The 15,263-nt window shown below is 73.6% G+C and carries 15 protein-coding genes; 13 read left to right on the top strand and 2 right to left on the bottom strand.

Going from position 1 to position 15,263, the window contains the following annotated elements; all coding sequences use genetic code 11:
• The first annotated feature begins 34 nt into the window (after positions 1 to 34).
• The 9 genes from ACWDCZ_RS25680 to ACWDCZ_RS25640 all read left to right on the top strand — a co-directional run bounded on the left by ACWDCZ_RS25680 (position 35) and on the right by ACWDCZ_RS25640 (position 8,077).
• Positions 35 to 460: a nuclear transport factor 2 family protein gene (locus ACWDCZ_RS25680; RefSeq protein ID WP_049650332.1), complete on the top strand. Its 426-nt coding sequence runs from the start codon at positions 35 to 37 to the stop codon at positions 458 to 460.
• Positions 461 to 564: 104 nt separating this feature from the next.
• Entirely contained in the window at positions 565 to 2,481 is a 1,917-nt protein-coding gene (locus ACWDCZ_RS25675; protein WP_449817065.1) for an amino acid adenylation domain-containing protein, read from the top strand.
• The gene (locus ACWDCZ_RS25670) at positions 2,478 to 3,713 is read left to right on the top strand and encodes a cytochrome P450 (protein WP_049650333.1); all 1,236 of its coding nucleotides are present in this window, start codon (positions 2,478 to 2,480) and stop codon (positions 3,711 to 3,713) included. The genes ACWDCZ_RS25675 and ACWDCZ_RS25670 overlap by 4 nt, the downstream gene beginning before the upstream one ends.
• Before the next feature lie 58 nt (positions 3,714 to 3,771).
• Positions 3,772 to 4,530 (top strand): thioesterase II family protein, encoded by a 759-nt coding sequence (locus tag ACWDCZ_RS25665; protein WP_449817064.1) that lies wholly within the window; start codon positions 3,772 to 3,774, stop codon positions 4,528 to 4,530.
• Positions 4,531 to 4,700: 170 nt separating this feature from the next.
• On the top strand, positions 4,701 to 5,525 hold the full coding sequence (locus ACWDCZ_RS25660; protein WP_449817063.1) for a 2OG-Fe(II) oxygenase: 825 nt from the start codon (positions 4,701 to 4,703) through the stop codon (positions 5,523 to 5,525).
• Between the two features lie 127 nt (positions 5,526 to 5,652).
• A complete protein-coding gene (locus ACWDCZ_RS25655; RefSeq protein ID WP_449817079.1) occupies positions 5,653 to 6,315 on the top strand; it encodes a 2OG-Fe(II) oxygenase in 663 nt (220 codons plus the stop codon).
• Positions 6,316 to 6,327: 12 nt separating this feature from the next.
• Positions 6,328 to 6,678, top strand: a complete 351-nt coding sequence (locus ACWDCZ_RS25650) for a metal-binding protein (RefSeq protein WP_449817062.1) — start codon at positions 6,328 to 6,330, stop codon at positions 6,676 to 6,678.
• Positions 6,675 to 7,322, top strand: a complete 648-nt coding sequence (locus ACWDCZ_RS25645; RefSeq protein ID WP_449817061.1) for a hypothetical protein — start codon at positions 6,675 to 6,677, stop codon at positions 7,320 to 7,322. Before ACWDCZ_RS25650 ends, ACWDCZ_RS25645 begins: the two co-directional genes overlap by 4 nt.
• A complete protein-coding gene (locus tag ACWDCZ_RS25640; protein WP_449817060.1) occupies positions 7,319 to 8,077 on the top strand; it encodes an alpha-ketoglutarate-dependent dioxygenase AlkB family protein in 759 nt (252 codons plus the stop codon). Before ACWDCZ_RS25645 ends, ACWDCZ_RS25640 begins: the two co-directional genes overlap by 4 nt.
• Here the strand turns inward: ACWDCZ_RS25640 and ACWDCZ_RS25635 are convergent.
• Positions 8,071 to 8,736 carry a LysE family translocator gene (locus ACWDCZ_RS25635; protein ID WP_063780371.1) on the bottom strand — a complete coding sequence of 222 codons (666 nt, stop codon included), beginning with the start codon at positions 8,734 to 8,736 and terminating at the stop codon, positions 8,071 to 8,073. The genes ACWDCZ_RS25640 and ACWDCZ_RS25635 overlap by 7 nt on opposite strands.
• A gap of 342 nt (positions 8,737 to 9,078) precedes the next feature.
• On the opposite strand from ACWDCZ_RS25635, the gene ACWDCZ_RS25630 reads away from it, so the two are divergent.
• The 3 genes from ACWDCZ_RS25630 (at position 9,079) to ACWDCZ_RS25620 (ending at position 12,242) form a co-directional block, all read left to right on the top strand.
• The gene (locus ACWDCZ_RS25630) at positions 9,079 to 10,179 is read left to right on the top strand and encodes an SIS domain-containing protein (RefSeq protein ID WP_449817059.1); all 1,101 of its coding nucleotides are present in this window, start codon (positions 9,079 to 9,081) and stop codon (positions 10,177 to 10,179) included.
• Positions 10,180 to 10,219: 40 nt separating this feature from the next.
• Positions 10,220 to 10,996, top strand: a complete 777-nt coding sequence (locus ACWDCZ_RS25625; protein WP_049659034.1) for an SDR family NAD(P)-dependent oxidoreductase — start codon at positions 10,220 to 10,222, stop codon at positions 10,994 to 10,996.
• Between the two features lie 91 nt (positions 10,997 to 11,087).
• A complete protein-coding gene (locus ACWDCZ_RS25620; protein ID WP_449817058.1) occupies positions 11,088 to 12,242 on the top strand; it encodes a pyridoxal phosphate-dependent aminotransferase in 1,155 nt (384 codons plus the stop codon).
• Positions 12,243 to 12,555: 313 nt separating this feature from the next.
• Here ACWDCZ_RS25620 and ACWDCZ_RS25615 read toward each other — a convergent pair whose 3' ends face one another.
• Entirely contained in the window at positions 12,556 to 14,424 is a 1,869-nt protein-coding gene (locus ACWDCZ_RS25615) for an RICIN domain-containing protein (protein WP_449817057.1), read from the bottom strand.
• Between the two features lie 261 nt (positions 14,425 to 14,685).
• Between ACWDCZ_RS25615 and ACWDCZ_RS25610 the strand changes: the two genes are divergently transcribed.
• Entirely contained in the window at positions 14,686 to 15,141 is a 456-nt protein-coding gene (locus tag ACWDCZ_RS25610; RefSeq protein WP_449817056.1) for a hypothetical protein, read from the top strand.
• Positions 15,142 to 15,263: the final 122 nt, after the last annotated feature.

The raw sequence follows: 15,263 nt of genomic DNA, 5'->3' as shown, positions 1-15,263 counted from the left end.
GCCCCTGAGGGCGATCACAGGAAGCACCTTCGGCATGGTCCACACCCTCTCCCAGCCCGACGACACCCCGGCACCGCCCGCGACACCGGAAGCACCGACCGCCGTAGCGCCGGGGGAGTCCCAGGTCCGCCGGTACTACGAGCTGGTCGACGCCGGCGACGTTCCCGCGCTGGTCGCCCTGTTCACCCCCGACGCCCGCTACCACCGCCCCGGGTACCCGCCCATGGTCGGGCACGCCGAACTGGAGCGCTTCTACCGCGACCAGCGGGTGATCCGCGCCGGCACCCACACCCTGGCCACCGTGGTCACCACCGGCGACGAGGTGGCGGTGCACGGCCTGTTCCGCGGCGTGCTGCACGACGGCGGCGAGGTCGAGCTGCGGTTCGCGGACTTCTTCCGGATGACGCCGCAGGGCCGCATCGCCGCGCGCGACACCTTCTTCCACGTGCCGGCGGTCTGAGGCACAGCCACAACCACAGCCACAGCGGCACCGGCGGCGACCGCCTACGCGGTCGCGCGTTCACCCCCGACGGGGACACTTCAGCACAGGAAAGCGGGAAGCAGTTGACCCAGACGGTCCTCACCTCCGACATCCCGGCGTTCGTCGGCAGCGGACGGCCACCGTTCGACGCCCGGGCGATCCACGAGCTGGTCGCCGAACAGGCCGTGCGGGCCCCGCACGCGCCCGCCGTCACCTGCGACGGACGGACCCTGACCTACCGGCAGCTCGACGACCGCGCCAACCGGCTCGCCGGGCGACTGCGGGCCGCCGGACTGGCGCCGGAGGGCGTCGTCGGCGTGCTGGTGCCGCGGTCGCCGGAGCTGATCGTGGCCCTGCTCGCCGTCCTCATCGCGGGCGGGGCGTACCTCGGACTCGAACCGGACGACCCGGCCGCCCGCCACGCGCTGCTGCTCGAGGACGCCGGCGCGGCCATGGTGATCACCGAGGAGGCCGCGGGGCCCGAGCTGCGGGAGCGGCTGCCCGGCACCGTCGTCACGGTGACGGAGGGCGACCCGGCGCAGGGGCCGGCCACCGCCCCGGCGGCCCTGGCCCGCCCCGGCGACCCGGACCGGCTCGCCTACGTCAGCTACACCTCCGGCTCCACCGGCGAGCCCAAGGGCGTCGGCGTGCCCCACCGGGCGGTCGACCGGCTCGTCCGGGGCGCGGACTGGGTGGACGTCCGCGCCGAGGACGTGTTCTTCCACCTCGCGCCGGTCGCGTTCGACGCCTCCACCTTCGAGATCTGGACCCCGCTCGTCAACGGCTGCCGGCTGGTCCTCTTCCCCCCGGTCGCCATCACCCTGGAGCACGTGGCGCGCGTCGTCCGCGCCGAGCGCGTGACGGTCCTGCTGCTGACCACCGGGCTCCTCCACCAGATGGTGAGCTCCCACCCGGAGGCGTTCGCCGACGTCCGGCACGTCCTCACCGGGGGCGACGTGGCCTCGCCCGGCCACGTCCAGCACCTCCTGGCCCGCTACCCGGAGCTGCTCTTCACCAACGGCTACGGGCCGACCGAGAACACCACGTACACGACCTGCTGGACCAGCAGCACCCTCCCCGAGCTGCGGAGCGTGCCGATCGGCCGCCCGATCAGCGGCACCAGGGTCGCCGTGCTCGACGAGGACCTCAGGCCGGTGCCCGTCGGCGAGTGCGGGGAGCTGTACGTCGCCGGGGCGGGCCTGGCCCGCGGCTACCTGGGCCGCCCGGCCGCGACCGCCGAACGGTTCCTGCCCGACCCGTTCGGCACCGAGCCCGGCGCCCGGATGTACCGGACCGGCGACCTCGTGCGCTGGATGCCGGACGGCACGCTGGAGTTCGTCGGACGCGCGGACGACCAGGTCAAGGTCCAGGGCTACCGCGCCGAACCGCGCGCCGTCGAGGTCGAGTTGGAGCGGCTCCCCGGGGTGCGGCACGCGGTCGTGCTGCCGCAGCCCGACCCGGCGGGCGGCACCCGGCTGCTGGCCTACGTCGTGCCCGCGGAACCCGGCCCGGAGGGCAACGCCGACCTCGGGCGGCGGCTGCGCCACGACCTGCGGGAGAGCCTGCCGGACTACCTGATCCCCTGGGCGATCCTGGTCCGTCCCGAGCTTCCGGTGAACCGCAACGGCAAGATCGACCGCCGGGCCCTGCCCACCGCCACCCGGGTCCCGCGCAACGTGCCCAACGAGTTCGTCCCGCCCGTCACCGAGGTGCAGACCCGACTGGCCGACCTGTGGGGCGACGTCCTCGGCATCGAACCGGTCGGCGTCGACGACGACTTCTTCGACCTCGGCGGACACTCCCTGCTGGCCACCGACCTCCTGGTCGCCACCCAGCGCGAGTTCGACGTGGACCTCCCCGCGCAGACCCTGTACATGTCGCCGACCGTCGCCGAGCTGGCGACGGCCCTCGGCGAGCGGCTGGGGACGGCGGGCCCGGACGGCCGGGCCGATGCGCCAGGCGGCCCGGCCGACGCGGCGGGGGAGGAGCGGCCCCGATGACGACGGTCCCCCCGACCGCGCGCTGCCCGGTCCTCGCCCCGCGGCCGGTCGACCTGATCGACCCCGACCTCTACCACGCGGGCGGGGCGCACGAGGCCTGGCGACGGCTGCGCCGGGAAGCCCCGGTGAGCTGGCAACCGGTCGGCGACATCGGCTACTGGTCGATCGTCGGCCACGCCGAGGCCAACCGGGTCCTGCGCGACCACGCCACGTTCACCTCCGAACAGGGCACCCTGCTCAACCTCCTCGGCAAGGGCGACCCCGCCGGCGGCCGCCAGATGGCCGCGACCGACCCGCCCCGGCACGCCCACCTGCGCGGCCCGCTCCAGCAGGCCCTGTCGATCAAGACGGTGGAGAACGACCGGGAGGCCATCCGCCGGGTCGTCGTCGATCTGCTCCGGCCGCTGGCCGACGGCGGCCCGTACGACTTCGCCGCCGCCATGGCCACCCTGCCGATGGCGGTCATCGGCACCATGATGGCGCTGCCGCAACAGGACTGGCCGCGGCTGGTCCGGCTCGCCCACGCCTGCATCGCCGCGGACGACCCCGAGTTCCAGCTCGCCGACGGGCCCCAGGCCACCCTGGTGACCGCCCACCGCGAACTGTTCGCCTACTTCCAGGACCTCGTCACCGAGCGCCGGCGCGCACCGGGCGACGACCTGGTCAGCGTGCTGCTCACGATGGAACTGGACGGACGCCGGCTGTCGCCGGGCGAGATCGTGTCCAACTGCTACAGCCTGCTGCTCGGTGCGACCGTCACCACCGCCCAGCCGCCGATCGCGGCGATGGCCGAACTGGCCGGCACCCCGGTCCTGGACGACTGGGCGGCCCACCCGGAGCTGCTCGGCAGCGGCGTGGAGGAGGCCCTGCGCTGGGCCTCGCCCACCCAGCACTTCATGCGCCACACCACCCGCGACGTCGAGGTCCGGGGCGTGCCGATCCCCGCGGGGGACGCGGTCGTCGTCTGGCTGGCCTCGGCCAACCGCGACGAGACCGTGTTCGCCGACCCGTACACCTTCGACATCCGACGGCGGCCCAACAAGCACATCGCCTTCGGCGTCGGCGCGCACTACTGCATCGGCCACACCGTCGCACGGGTCGCGCTGCGGATCCTGTTCGCCGAACTGCTCGGCCGGTTCACCGACTTCGAGCTCGCCGGGGCGCCGCGGCGGATGCGCTCGAACGTCATCGCGGGCTTCACCCACCTGCCGGTCACCGCGCGGACCCGGTAGGGCCCGACACTCTCACCGCAGCCGAACCCGACAAGAAACCCCACACGGAAGGTCATCAGTGGACGCTCCTCCGGCCCGTACCCGCAACAAGTGGTTCCTGCGCGAGCCGTCGCCGGTGGCGCCGGCGCGGCTGTTCTGCCTGCCCTACTCCGGCTGCGGCGCCAGCATGTACCGCCAGTGGCCGTCCTCGGTCGACGGCGTCGAGGTCTGTCCCGTGCAACTGCCCGGCCGGGAGAACCGGATGCGCGAGCCCGCCCACACCACCTACCAGGCGCTGGCCGACGACCTCTGCGAAGCGCTGCGCCCCTACCTGGACCGGCCCTACGCCCTGTTCGGCCACTGCGGCTCCGCGCTGGCGGCGTACGAGACCGCCGTACGGCTGGTCCAGCGGGGCTGCCCCGCCCCGACCCGGCTGTTCGTCTCCTCGGAGGTCGCGCCGCAGGACGGCCCCTACGGCCGCTTCCTCGGCATGAACGACGACGAGCTGGCCGACGAACTGCGCGGGCTCGTCGCGGAGTTGGGCGGCACACTGGAACCGAGCCTGCTCGCGCTCTACCTCGGCGTGCTGCGCAACGACGTCGACATGAACAAGCGCTACCGCGTGGCCGAGCCATTCCGGCTGCCATGCCCGGTCACCGCCATCGGCTGGACCGAGGACACGGGCATCGCGCCGTCCCTGATGACCGGCTGGCCGGCCTGCGGCGACACGACCTTCGAACTCCTGGAAGGAGGCCACTACCGCTTCATCGAGGCGCCGGCGGACCTGCTGGCGCTGCTGGTCGCGGACCTGGCGCCCACCCGCTCCCGCACGTCCTGACGGCGGACCCGTCCGACCTCGGAAGCGGCGCACGACGCGACGTCCGAATGCCGCCAGCACACGGACCCTTCCACGGGTGACGATCGGGACAGCCCGACCGTACGCCGGCCACGGCCCGCTTTCCGCGGGCCCGTACGCCTGCTCGTCCCCGCCCGTCGAAGGACCTCCCCGTGAACGACGCCCTCTTCGCCGTTGCCGAAGCTGCCGCCGCCGAACCTGACACCGTCGCGCCGGCGACCGCCGCACCCGCCGCCGCGGCACCCGCGCCGGGCCCGGCCTCCCCGGGCCCGGCCGCCCTGCCCGCGCTCGCCCCGGTCGACTGGCAGGACGTGCGGGAGCAGCTGGACCGGGACGGGGTGGCGCTCACCGGGCCCCTGCTGTCGCCCGCCCGGTGCCGGGAGCTCGCCGACACCTTCGACGACGACGGCCTGTTCCGCTCCACCGTGGTGATGCAGCGCTACGGCTTCGGCCGCGGCACCTACCGGTACTACGCCGACCCGGCCGCCGTCCCGGTGCTGGACGCGCTGCGGGAGCGGCTGTACCCGCCGCTGGCGCGGATCGCCAACCAGTGGGCGGCGCGGCTGGGGGAGCGGACCTTCCCCCTCACCCTCGCCGAGCTGCACGCCGAGTGCGCCGCCGCGGGCCAGCACCGTCCCACCCCGCTGGTCCTGCGCTACGGTCCGGGCGACCACGCCTGCCTGCACCAGGACGTCTACGGCGACCTCGTCTTCCCGCTGCAGGCCACGATCATGCTGGAACGGCCCGGCGAGGACTTCACCGGCGGCGAGAACGTCTTCGTCGAACAGCGGCCCCGCTCGCAGTCCCGCGCGATCGTGGTGCGGCCGCGGCTCGGCCAGGCCCTGGTCTTCCCCGTCCAGCACCGCCCCGTCCAGGGCAGCCGCGGCTACCGGCGCCACCCGATGCGCCACGGCACCAACGCCGTCGAGTCCGGGCGCCGCACCACGCTCGGCGTGATCTTCCACAACGCCCGCTGACCGCGCGCCCGCCCGCTCACCACCAGGACACCCCGTGAACACCCTCGCCCCCGAGACCGTCCCCGACACCGCCGCCGGCAGCGTCCAGGCCGCCGTCCGCGCCCTCGACACCGCCGACTGGACCGCCCTGACCGCCGAACTCGACACCCACGGCTGCGCCCCGACGCCCCGCCTGCTCGACCCCGCCCAGTGCCGGGAGCTCGCCGCGCTCTACGACCGGCCCGAACTGTTCCGCACCACCGTCGACATGGCCCGCCACCGCTTCGGCTCCGGCCAGTACCGCTACTTCACCCACGACCTGCCCGAACCCGTCGCCGTCCTGCGCGAGGCCCTCTACCCCCACCTGCTCACCGTCGCCCGCACCTGGGCAGACAAGCTCCGCCGCCCCGCCCCCTGGCCCGACACCCTCGCCGAGTGGACCGCCATGTGCCACGCCGCCGGCCAGGACAAGAGCTCCCAGATCCTGCTGCGCTACGGCCCCGGCGACTGGAACGCCCTGCACCGCGACGTCTTCGGCGACCTCGTCTTCCCCCTCCAGGTGGTCATCGGCCTCGACGCCCACGGCACCGACTACACCGGCGGCGAGTTCCTCCTCGTCGAACAGCGCCCCCGCGCCCAGTCCCGCGGTACCGCCACCGTCGTCCCCCAGGGCCACGGCCTGGTCTTCACCACCCGCGACCGCCCCGTCCCCTCGGCCCGCGGCCACCGCGCCGGCCCCGTCCGCCACGGCGTCAGCACCGTGCGCAGCGGCCGCCGCCACACCCTCGGCCTCGTCTTCCACGACGCCTGAGGCCCCGCCGCCATGGCCGCCACCGGCACACCCGGGCCCGCCGCCGACACCGCCGACACCGCTGTGCCCGCCGTCGGTACCGCCCCAGTCCCGTCCCGCCGCTACACCCTGACCGGACCCGACAACCGCCCGTACTCCAGCACCACGCCCGGCACCCTCGGCGGCCACCGCCGGGGCCGCCTCTACGGCCGCCTCGACTGCCCCTCCGCCCTGCGCACCATCGCCGCCGGCGGCTACGTGCGCCACCGCGTCTTCTTCGCCGACGAGGCCACCGCGATCGCCGCCGCCTACCGGCCCTGCTCGGTGTGCCTGCCCGAGAGGTACCGGCAGTGGAAGACCCGCCGGAAGGACCGCACCCCGTGAACACCCGCCCCGCACCCGACCGCTCCCCGCTCCTCCCCGCACCCGACCGCTCCCCGCTCCTCCCCGAACCCGACCGCTCCCCGCTCCTCCCCGCACCCGACCGCTCCCCGCTCCTCCCCGAACCCGGGCCGACCGCCTACGGCGACCTCCCCGCACCCGCCCCCCACACCGCCCCCGAACTCGCGGCCCTGCTGCGCCTGCTCGCCGACCACCGCCGCCCGCCCCTGCACGGCGTCGCGATCGGCCACAGCCGCGACGACGCCTCCCGCGCGGCGGCCGCCGCCTTCGGCGACGCCTGGCAGGCCGCCGGCCATGCCGTCCTGGCCGTCGTCGACTGGCCCGAACAGGCCGCCTCCTGGCTGCGGCCCGCCCACCGCCTCACCGCCCCCGAGCCCGACGCCCTCGTCATCGCCGCCGCCCCGCTCGGCTGGGCCCAACTCGCCCGACGCCTGCGCCACAGCACCCCCTGGCGCCCGGACCGCACCTTCGGCTTCGCGTCCCTCGCCGAGCCGGTCGCCGCCGCGCTCGCCGGGCCCGGCGTCCTGGACGGCGTACGCGGCGCGGGCGCGGACGGCGGCACCTGGCGCATCGCCTCCGGCTGGACCGACTCCTTCCCGCCTGCCACCCCGGGCGCCGCCGCGTGACGACCACCCCCGCCCTGTTCGGCCCGCCGCCCGCCGGCTACGAGCGCCGCGAGATCGCGCCGGGCGCCGTCCACCTGCCCGGCTGGCTCACCCCCGACCGGCAGCGCGACCTCGTCGCCGCCTGCCGCGCCTGGGCCACCGGGCCCGTCCCGATCCGGCACACCCGGCTGCCGCGCGGCGGCGTCATGTCCGTACAGACCGTGTGCCTGGGCTGGCACTGGCAGCCGTACGCCTACACCCGCACCGCCGACGACGTGAACGGCCGCCGCGTCGCCCGCCTCCCCGACTGGCTCGCCGACCTCGGCCGCCGGGCGGTGGCCGACGCCTACCAGGACCCCGGCCAGGGCGCCGGCTACGAACCCGACGCCGCGCTGGTCAACTTCTACGACGCCGACGCCCGGCTCGGCATGCACCAGGACAAGGACGAGCGCTCCCTCGCCCCGGTGGTCTCCCTCAGCATCGGCGACACCTGCCTCTTCCGCTTCGGCAACACCCGTACCCGCAACCGGCCCTGGACCGACCTGACCCTCGCCTCCGGCGACCTGCTCGTCTTCGGCGGCCCCTCCCGCCTCGCGTACCACGCCGTGCCGAAGATCCTCCCCGGTACCGGCGACCCCGCCGTCGGCCCCGCCCGGGGCCGCCTCAACATCACCCTGCGCGTCACCGGACTCACCGACCCCGCCCCCGAGGCGACCGGAGCGGCCCCGGCCGGGGCCGCCCCCGTCGCCTCGCCGGAGTCGGGAACGCGCTACTGACGGGCCCCCACCGCCGCCCCGAGCCCGAGCAGCGCCACCCCGGCCACCCCCGACAGTCCCCGTTGCACCTTGCGCCGCAGCAGGACGCGCTGGATCGCGCCCAGGACCGCGACCACCACGACGTACCAGGCCAGGGCCAGCAGCCAGAACAGCCCGGCCAGGAGCACGTGCTGGGAGAGCTCGGACATGCCGGGCAGCTGGAACTGCGGGAAGAGGGAGAGGTAGAAGGCGGCGACCTTCGGGTTGAGCAGATTGCTCAGCAGGCCCTGGCGGAAGTCCGCCCCGCTGTCCGGCGCCCCGCCACCGCCGCCACGGCCGTGGCCGGCGGGCTGTGCGGCCGTCGCGTCGTCAGCTCCGTCCTCGCGTCGGCCGAGGCGGATGAAGTCGATCAGGGACCGGATGCCCAGGTAGGCGAGGTACAGGGCGCCGGCGATCCGCACGGCGGTGTAGAGCACTTCGGAGCCCGTGAGCAGCGCGGTCAGGCCCGCGACGGCCGCGCCGGCGAGGACCGCGTTGCCGAGCATGATGCCCATCGCGGTCGCGGCCGCGCCCCGGCGGCCGCCCCGTGCCGCGTTCCGCAGCAGGAGCACCAGGTCGGGGCCCGGAACAACGATGATCAGAAGAGAAGCGAGTACGAACGTCAGTAGCTGCGCAGTCATACACCAATCATGGCGCGGTTGAGAAGGGTTTTGGGCAAGTTGGTGAGAACGGCCGGTTCCTCCGTGTCCCGAAGCGTGGCGGTCGTCTGCATTCAGGGGACTTGTCCGTTCGACTGCCGCCGCCGTTCTCATATTCCGTCAGAATCCCTCTCAGCATGTGAGACCGGCGAAATCGGACCATGCGGTCCCTGGTCGATTCGCAGACTTACCGATGTGAATGCCACGAGGCCTTCCGCGCTTGTTAGAGTCGAATCACCCGAAGCAACCCGGGTCTCCGGAGTTCGGTATCCGGAGTCGCACGACTTCTTCGACCCGCACGCGACCGTGATGGAGTGAGATCGCATGAAGTCCCGACTCGACCGCTACGAGGAATTCATCGAGAAGGAGTACCGGGCCGGCCTGACGAAGCCCGACGAGTACTCGCTCGACGACGTCACCCCGGACCTTCGACAGCGTCTCTCCGAAGGGAGGTTCAAGCGCATCGTCTTCACCGGAATGGGCTGCTCGGCCATCGTCTCGGATATCGTCCGCGGCTACTTCACGGAGATCGGCCTGCCCCTCGAAGTGCACGTCGTGAACGACTACGACTTCCGCTTCCTGGCCGCTCCCTCGGTCCTCGAGGACGAGGCGACCCTGTACATCATCAGCTCCTACAGCGGGCACTCGCAGGAGCCGGTCCTCGCCTACCAGCGGCTTCGCGCCGTCCGGGACCAGGTGCTCCTGCTCACCTCCGGCGGCAAACTGGCCGAGCTCGGGCGGGCGGACGGCGCCTCCATCGCCTACTGGCGGCTGCGCGAACCGGACCGCGAGTACCCGCTCTTCCACGTCTCGCAGTACTTCGCCATCCTGATGGACATGTTCCACGAATTCGGGGTGCTGAGCGACGACCACCACGCCCGGCTGGGCGAATTGGCGGGCCTGCTCGAGGCGGATTTCGAGGAGAACGGCCGCGAGGCCGCCCGTCGGATCGCCGACGCGAGCGAGGACGCGAACATCATCATGATCGCGTCCCCGAAATGGCACGAGAGCCTGCTCAAGCTGGCCAAGATGCACTTCAACGAGATGGCCATGGTTCCGACCGCCCGGAACTACTTCCACGAATTCTGCCACAGCGAGGTGGCCACGCTTTCCGACCCGGTGCGGAAGCACAGCACGGTCTGGTTCTCCGACGCGGACGACGACGAGTACACCCTCGCCAAGGGTGAGAACCTGCAGCGTCTGCTGACCGACGACCGACCGGAGAACCGGAACATCCGGTTCTCCCGGGTGCACCTTTCGGAGGGGGACTTCCTCCGGAAGTACTTCACCGCCCTCAACGTGGTGCAGCACGCGGCACTCCGCCTCGGCCAGCACCACGAGACGCGGTCGCGCGACCTCATCTCCGAATCCGCCGGAAACCCCTGGTACCACAGCACCACCATCGAGTCCGAGCTGACGGCGTAACACCCGGACGGAGAGAACGGAGAGGACTGTGGTGGCGGACATGGATGACACCAGTCCGCTGCACCTGTTCGACGTCACAGGCAAGGTGGCCCTGATCACTGGGGCCACCCGCGGGCTGGGCCAGGCCATCGCGGCCGGCCTGGCCCGCGCCGGTGCCAGAGTGATCGTCGCCGGGCGCAGCAGCGAAGCAGCAGACGCGGTCGCCGGCAAACTGGCCGTCGACGGAGGATCCGCCGTCGGTGTCGGGCTGGACGTGACGCGGGAGGCAGAGGTCGAGGACGTCCTCTCCCGTGCGGTGCGCGAGCACGGCGGACTCGACATCGTCGTCAACAACGCCGGCATCATCGACAGGTTCCCGGCCGAGGACTACCCGGCCGAGACCTGGCAGCGCGTCATCGACACCAACCTGACCGGCGCGTTCCTCGTGTCACGCGCCGCCGGGAGGGCCATGCTCCGGCAGGGCAGCGGAAAGATCGTCAACATCGCATCGGTCCTGGCCCACAGCGGTGGCCGCAACGTCGTCGCCTACGCGGCGAGCAAGGGCGCGCTGGTACAGCTCACCCGCTCCTGTGCGGCGGAGTGGGCCGGGCGGGGCGTCCACGTGAACGCGATCGCCGCCGGCTACTTCGAGACGGACCTGACCGCCGGTCTGCGCACGGACGCGCAGCGCAGTGCGGGCCTGCTCACCCGGGTACCCGCCGGCCGTTGGGGCAGGCCCGAGGAGCTCGTCGGGACCGTGCTCTACCTGGCCTCGGAGGCGTCCAGCTACGTCCACGGAGCCGTCATCGAGGCGGACGGTGGATGGACCGCCGCATGAACAGTCACCGCATGAACACCCACCGCATGAACAGTCAGCGCATGAACACCCACCGATCCCACGACCGGCCCGAACACGGGAGGAGGCACCGATGAAGCCGCACGCGCGGAGGCTCGACGGGTTCCGGCAGTCGACCATCAGGGCCATGACCGAGCGGTGCGTCGCCGTCGGCGGCATCAACCTCGGCCAGGGCCTGTCCCGCACGCCGCCCCCGGACGACCTGCTCGACCACGCGACCGCACACTTCGCGTCCGCCGACCACTCCTACAGCCCCGCCCACGGAGACGCCGTCCTCCGGCAGGCCGTCGCGCGGAAGCTGGCGGAGTACAACGGAGTCCACGTCGACCCGGAGCACGGGGTGGTGGCCACCATCGGCGCCACCGGCGCGTACAACGCGGCGGTACTGGCCCACCTCGACCCGGGAGACGGCCTGCTCCTGCCCGAACCCTTCTACGGCTACCACCGCACCGTGGCGGAGATCCACGGGGTCGTTCCCCAGCCGGTCAGGACGGACGCCCCCGGGTTCCGGATCGACAGGGCGGCCCTGGAGGCGGCCACGACGGACCGCACCAGGGCGATCGTGCTGTGCACACCCGGCAATCCGTCGGGCCACCGGATGCCACCGGACGAGATCGAGGAGGTGGCGCGCTTCGCAGCGGACCGGGACCTGCTGGTGATCACCGACGAGATCTACGAGCACCTCTACTACGGGGACGAACCGCACCGCTCGCCGGCGTCGTTCGACCTGCTGCGCGACCGCACGATCACGGTCTCCGGTCTTTCCAAGACCTACAGCATCCCCGGATGGCGGCTCGGCTACGCCGCCGGACCCCCGGAGCTGATCGCGCCGTTGCGCATCGCCGCCGACGCGCTCTCGGTGTGCGCCCCCACCCCGCTGCAGCAGATCGCCGCACGGGCGTTCACCCTGCCGGACTCCTTCTACGCGCGGACGCGCCAGGACTACCGCCGCAAGCGTGACCGGATCGCCGCGGCGTTCCGTGACGCGGGCCTCGCGACCAACGACCCGGAAGGCGCCTACTACCTCCTGGTGGACGGGACTCCGCTGGGCGGCGACAGCGGCGAGGTCGCGGAGACGATCCTGAGTGCCGCCGGCATCGCCACCATCCCGGCCGACGCGTTCCATCTCGGGCCGGCCCCTTTTCCCTACGTCCGCGCGTGCTTCGCCCTGACCGACGCCGACATCCTCCGCGTGGAGGAGCACCTCTCCGAGGTGAAGTGGCCCTGACCGCCGCGGTCATGCCGGCCGGCCGCGGTGAGGCACCGGCGCCCGCCTGCCTCGCCGGCGGCCGGCCGACAGCCGCGAGCAGCACGGCCCAACCGGCCCGCCCACGGCCGGGATTGGAGTACCTCTCCGCCCGCAGTACCGCGGACCCCGGCGTCCGGGCGGTACGCGACCGCCATCCGGTGACCCCCTCCCTGTGGGCGGCCTGCCTCCACGCCGGCGCATGGCGTGCGCCCGTCGCGCCACGGCATCCGGGCCAGCCCGCGACACCCTGCTCGTGCCGGGAAGTCCCCGTTCCCGGCCTCTGGAACGAGCTTCAGCGGCGTGAGCCGTAGCCCCAGTGGTGGTCCGGGTAGTCGCCGCACGGGTACTGCATCAGCGGGGCCTGCGGGGCGTTGCTGCCGTGGGAGACGGCGAGGCACTGGCGGCTGTTGCCGTTGACGAAGCGGATGCCGTGCGGCCACTTCTCGATCTTCCAGGCCTGCCCGGGGTTGTTCCGGCACGCCGACTGGACGACCTGGGCGGTGGCCTCGGTGCTGGAGTCCTGGACGGAGAGACAGAGGGCGCTGTTGTAGCTGACGATCCGGTAGTAGGTGTCGCCGTCGGCGTCCGTGTAGGCCTGCTGGGTCTGCCAGAAGTGGTCGGGGAAGTCCCCGCAGGGATACTGCTGGACCTGCGCGCCCTCCTCCCGGCTCCCGCCGGGCGTGGCGATGCACTGCAGGCTGTTGTTGTTCCTGATCGCCACCGATCCCGTCGGCGGGACGAGCGGGGTGCCGCCGAGGCGCCCCGGTGCCGGGAACGCGGACGCGGCGGCGGACGCGGCGGCGGTGGGCACCGGGGGCGGCGCGGGTCGGTCGCCCCCGGTCGAGGCCGGAGGGCCGGTGGCTTCCGGCAGCGCACGGGGCGGCTCGCCGGGAAGCGTCGGACCGGGCTGTGCCACTGCGCTCCGAACCCCCGCCGCCGGAGCCGGCCCGCCGTCCGGTGGGGGTGCGGTCGACGCCGTGGCCGGACCGTCGCCGGGGGGCCGCGCCGACGGGCTGCCCGCCGGTGGCGCGGACGGTTCGGCGCTCGTACCGGGCGTCGGTGAGGCGTCGGTACCGACCGCCAGGGGGAGCGCGCCGGAGGAGGCGGGCACCGGGCGCAGCTGTACGCCCACCAGCACGCCCGCCAGGACCAGGGCCCCGGCCAGGACCGCCGCCGCGCCGAAGGCCGCGCCCGTCCTGACGGCCCGACGCCCTGGTGCCCCGGTGGGCTCGGCGGGGTAGAGCGGGTCGACGGGCGGCGGGTCGTCGAACGCCGGGCCCGGTGTGAAGGAGCCGGTCGGGCGATTGTCCGTGACCGGGACCAGCTCACCGCGGACAACCGCGGGGCCGGTCGTGGCCGGGGCCATCCGGGCCACCTCCAGGTACCGGCCGGCCAGGGCCGTGCGTACCGCGAAGAGGTCCGTGTGCAGGCGCCGGAGCACGGGCAGGTGCGCCGGCACCCCGTCGGCCACCGCGGGCTCCGTACCCGGCTGTCGGCCACCGTCGGCCCCGGCCGACGACTGCTCCTGGTCGACCAGGAGCCCCATGGCGCGTTGCTCCTGCTCCGCGGTCCGCCGAGCGTCGTACGCGCTCTCCCGGATGCGGCGCACCTCGTCCAGGCAGCGCGTCGCCTCCAGCAACCGGGCCCGCCGCTGCCCCGCCGCGCCCCCGCCGGGCGGCAGCGGCGCGACGGGGGCCGGCCCGTCCGCTCCGGCGGAGCCCAGTTCACCCCGTAGCTCGGCCACGATGGCGATCAGCACGCGGATCAGTTCCTCCGCCTCCGCCACGCCGGCCTCGGCCTGCCGTTGCGCCTGCCTGGCCAGATCCAGTGCCTGCCGCGCGTCCGACCGCCCCGCCGCGGGCGACGGGAGTCCCCTGGCCGCCAGGCCGGCCCGTTCGTGCAGCTGACCGGCCCGGGCCAGGAGCACCGCCTGGGCCCGGGGGTCCGTCACGCGGTCGTGGATCAGCTGCCGGAGCAGGTGCCACGGGATGTCCTTCTCCGCGGAGCGGTACTCGCTCCAGCTGGTCCTGCCGGCCGGGTACCGGCGCGCGAGTTCGCGGACGGTGAGCCCGGAGGTCACCTCCCGCACCAGCCCGGCCAGGTCGTTCGCCTGCTCGGTCTCGCCCTTGAACCGCCCCTGTGGGCGTCCGGCGCTCCCCATTCCCTGCCCCCTGCCGTGTCCGTGGTCAATCCGGGTTGTCCGCTGTTCACCTGGGCCGCGGCCGAGTCTTGTAGATGGACAATCAAATACGCCCGCACTGTGGGAACTCCACCGGGTCTTCGGACAACTTGTCGGAGCCCGCCTGCGACGGGACACGCAGGCCGGGACCTCCGGTGCCGGAGCCGGGGCTGCGCCGTCCCGCGCCGGCGGTCACCCGACGGCCCCGGACCTTGGCAACCACCGCACTCGAAGGAGTTCTCGATGATCAGGAAGCACCTCGCGACGGTCCTCGCGGCCACGGTCCTCGCCGGAGGTTTCGTCGGCCTCTCCGCCGGCGCGGCCCACGCCTCCGCCCGGGTCAACAAGTGCGGGAGCGCGTACGACTTCAAGTGGAGCTGGGACATCACCGACAACTCCAGCGCGGCTCCGGTGGTCGGCTTCATCGACATCTACTACAACAGCGGGAACGGGTACAACTGTGCGATCGCCCGCGGGCGCGACGCGGCGGTCACCGGCCAGCACGAGATCTACGTCGCGATACGGCGCTCCGGAACGGACGGCTGGATCGACGACGGCGCCGGCAGCAACTACACCCAGTACGCGGGCCCGGTCTACGTGTACGCCAAGGGGTCCTGCATCGACTTCGTCGGTGGGCTGAAGTACAACGAGTTCACGGGGCAAGGGGCCTCCAGCTACAAAGCCCAGCACTGCGGCTGAACCCCTCCGGGCGGCAGGGTCCGTTCGACGGGCCGGCCGCCGCCCCCTGACGGGGCGCCGGGGAGTCGGTACCACGGACCCCGAGCGCCGCGACCGGGCGGCCGACCGACGACAACGGGGGC

Source organism: Kitasatospora sp. NPDC001225, from assembly GCF_053597855.1.
The sequence above is the reverse complement of the archived record's forward strand: the minus strand, read 5'-3'. Positions and strand labels throughout refer to the sequence as shown.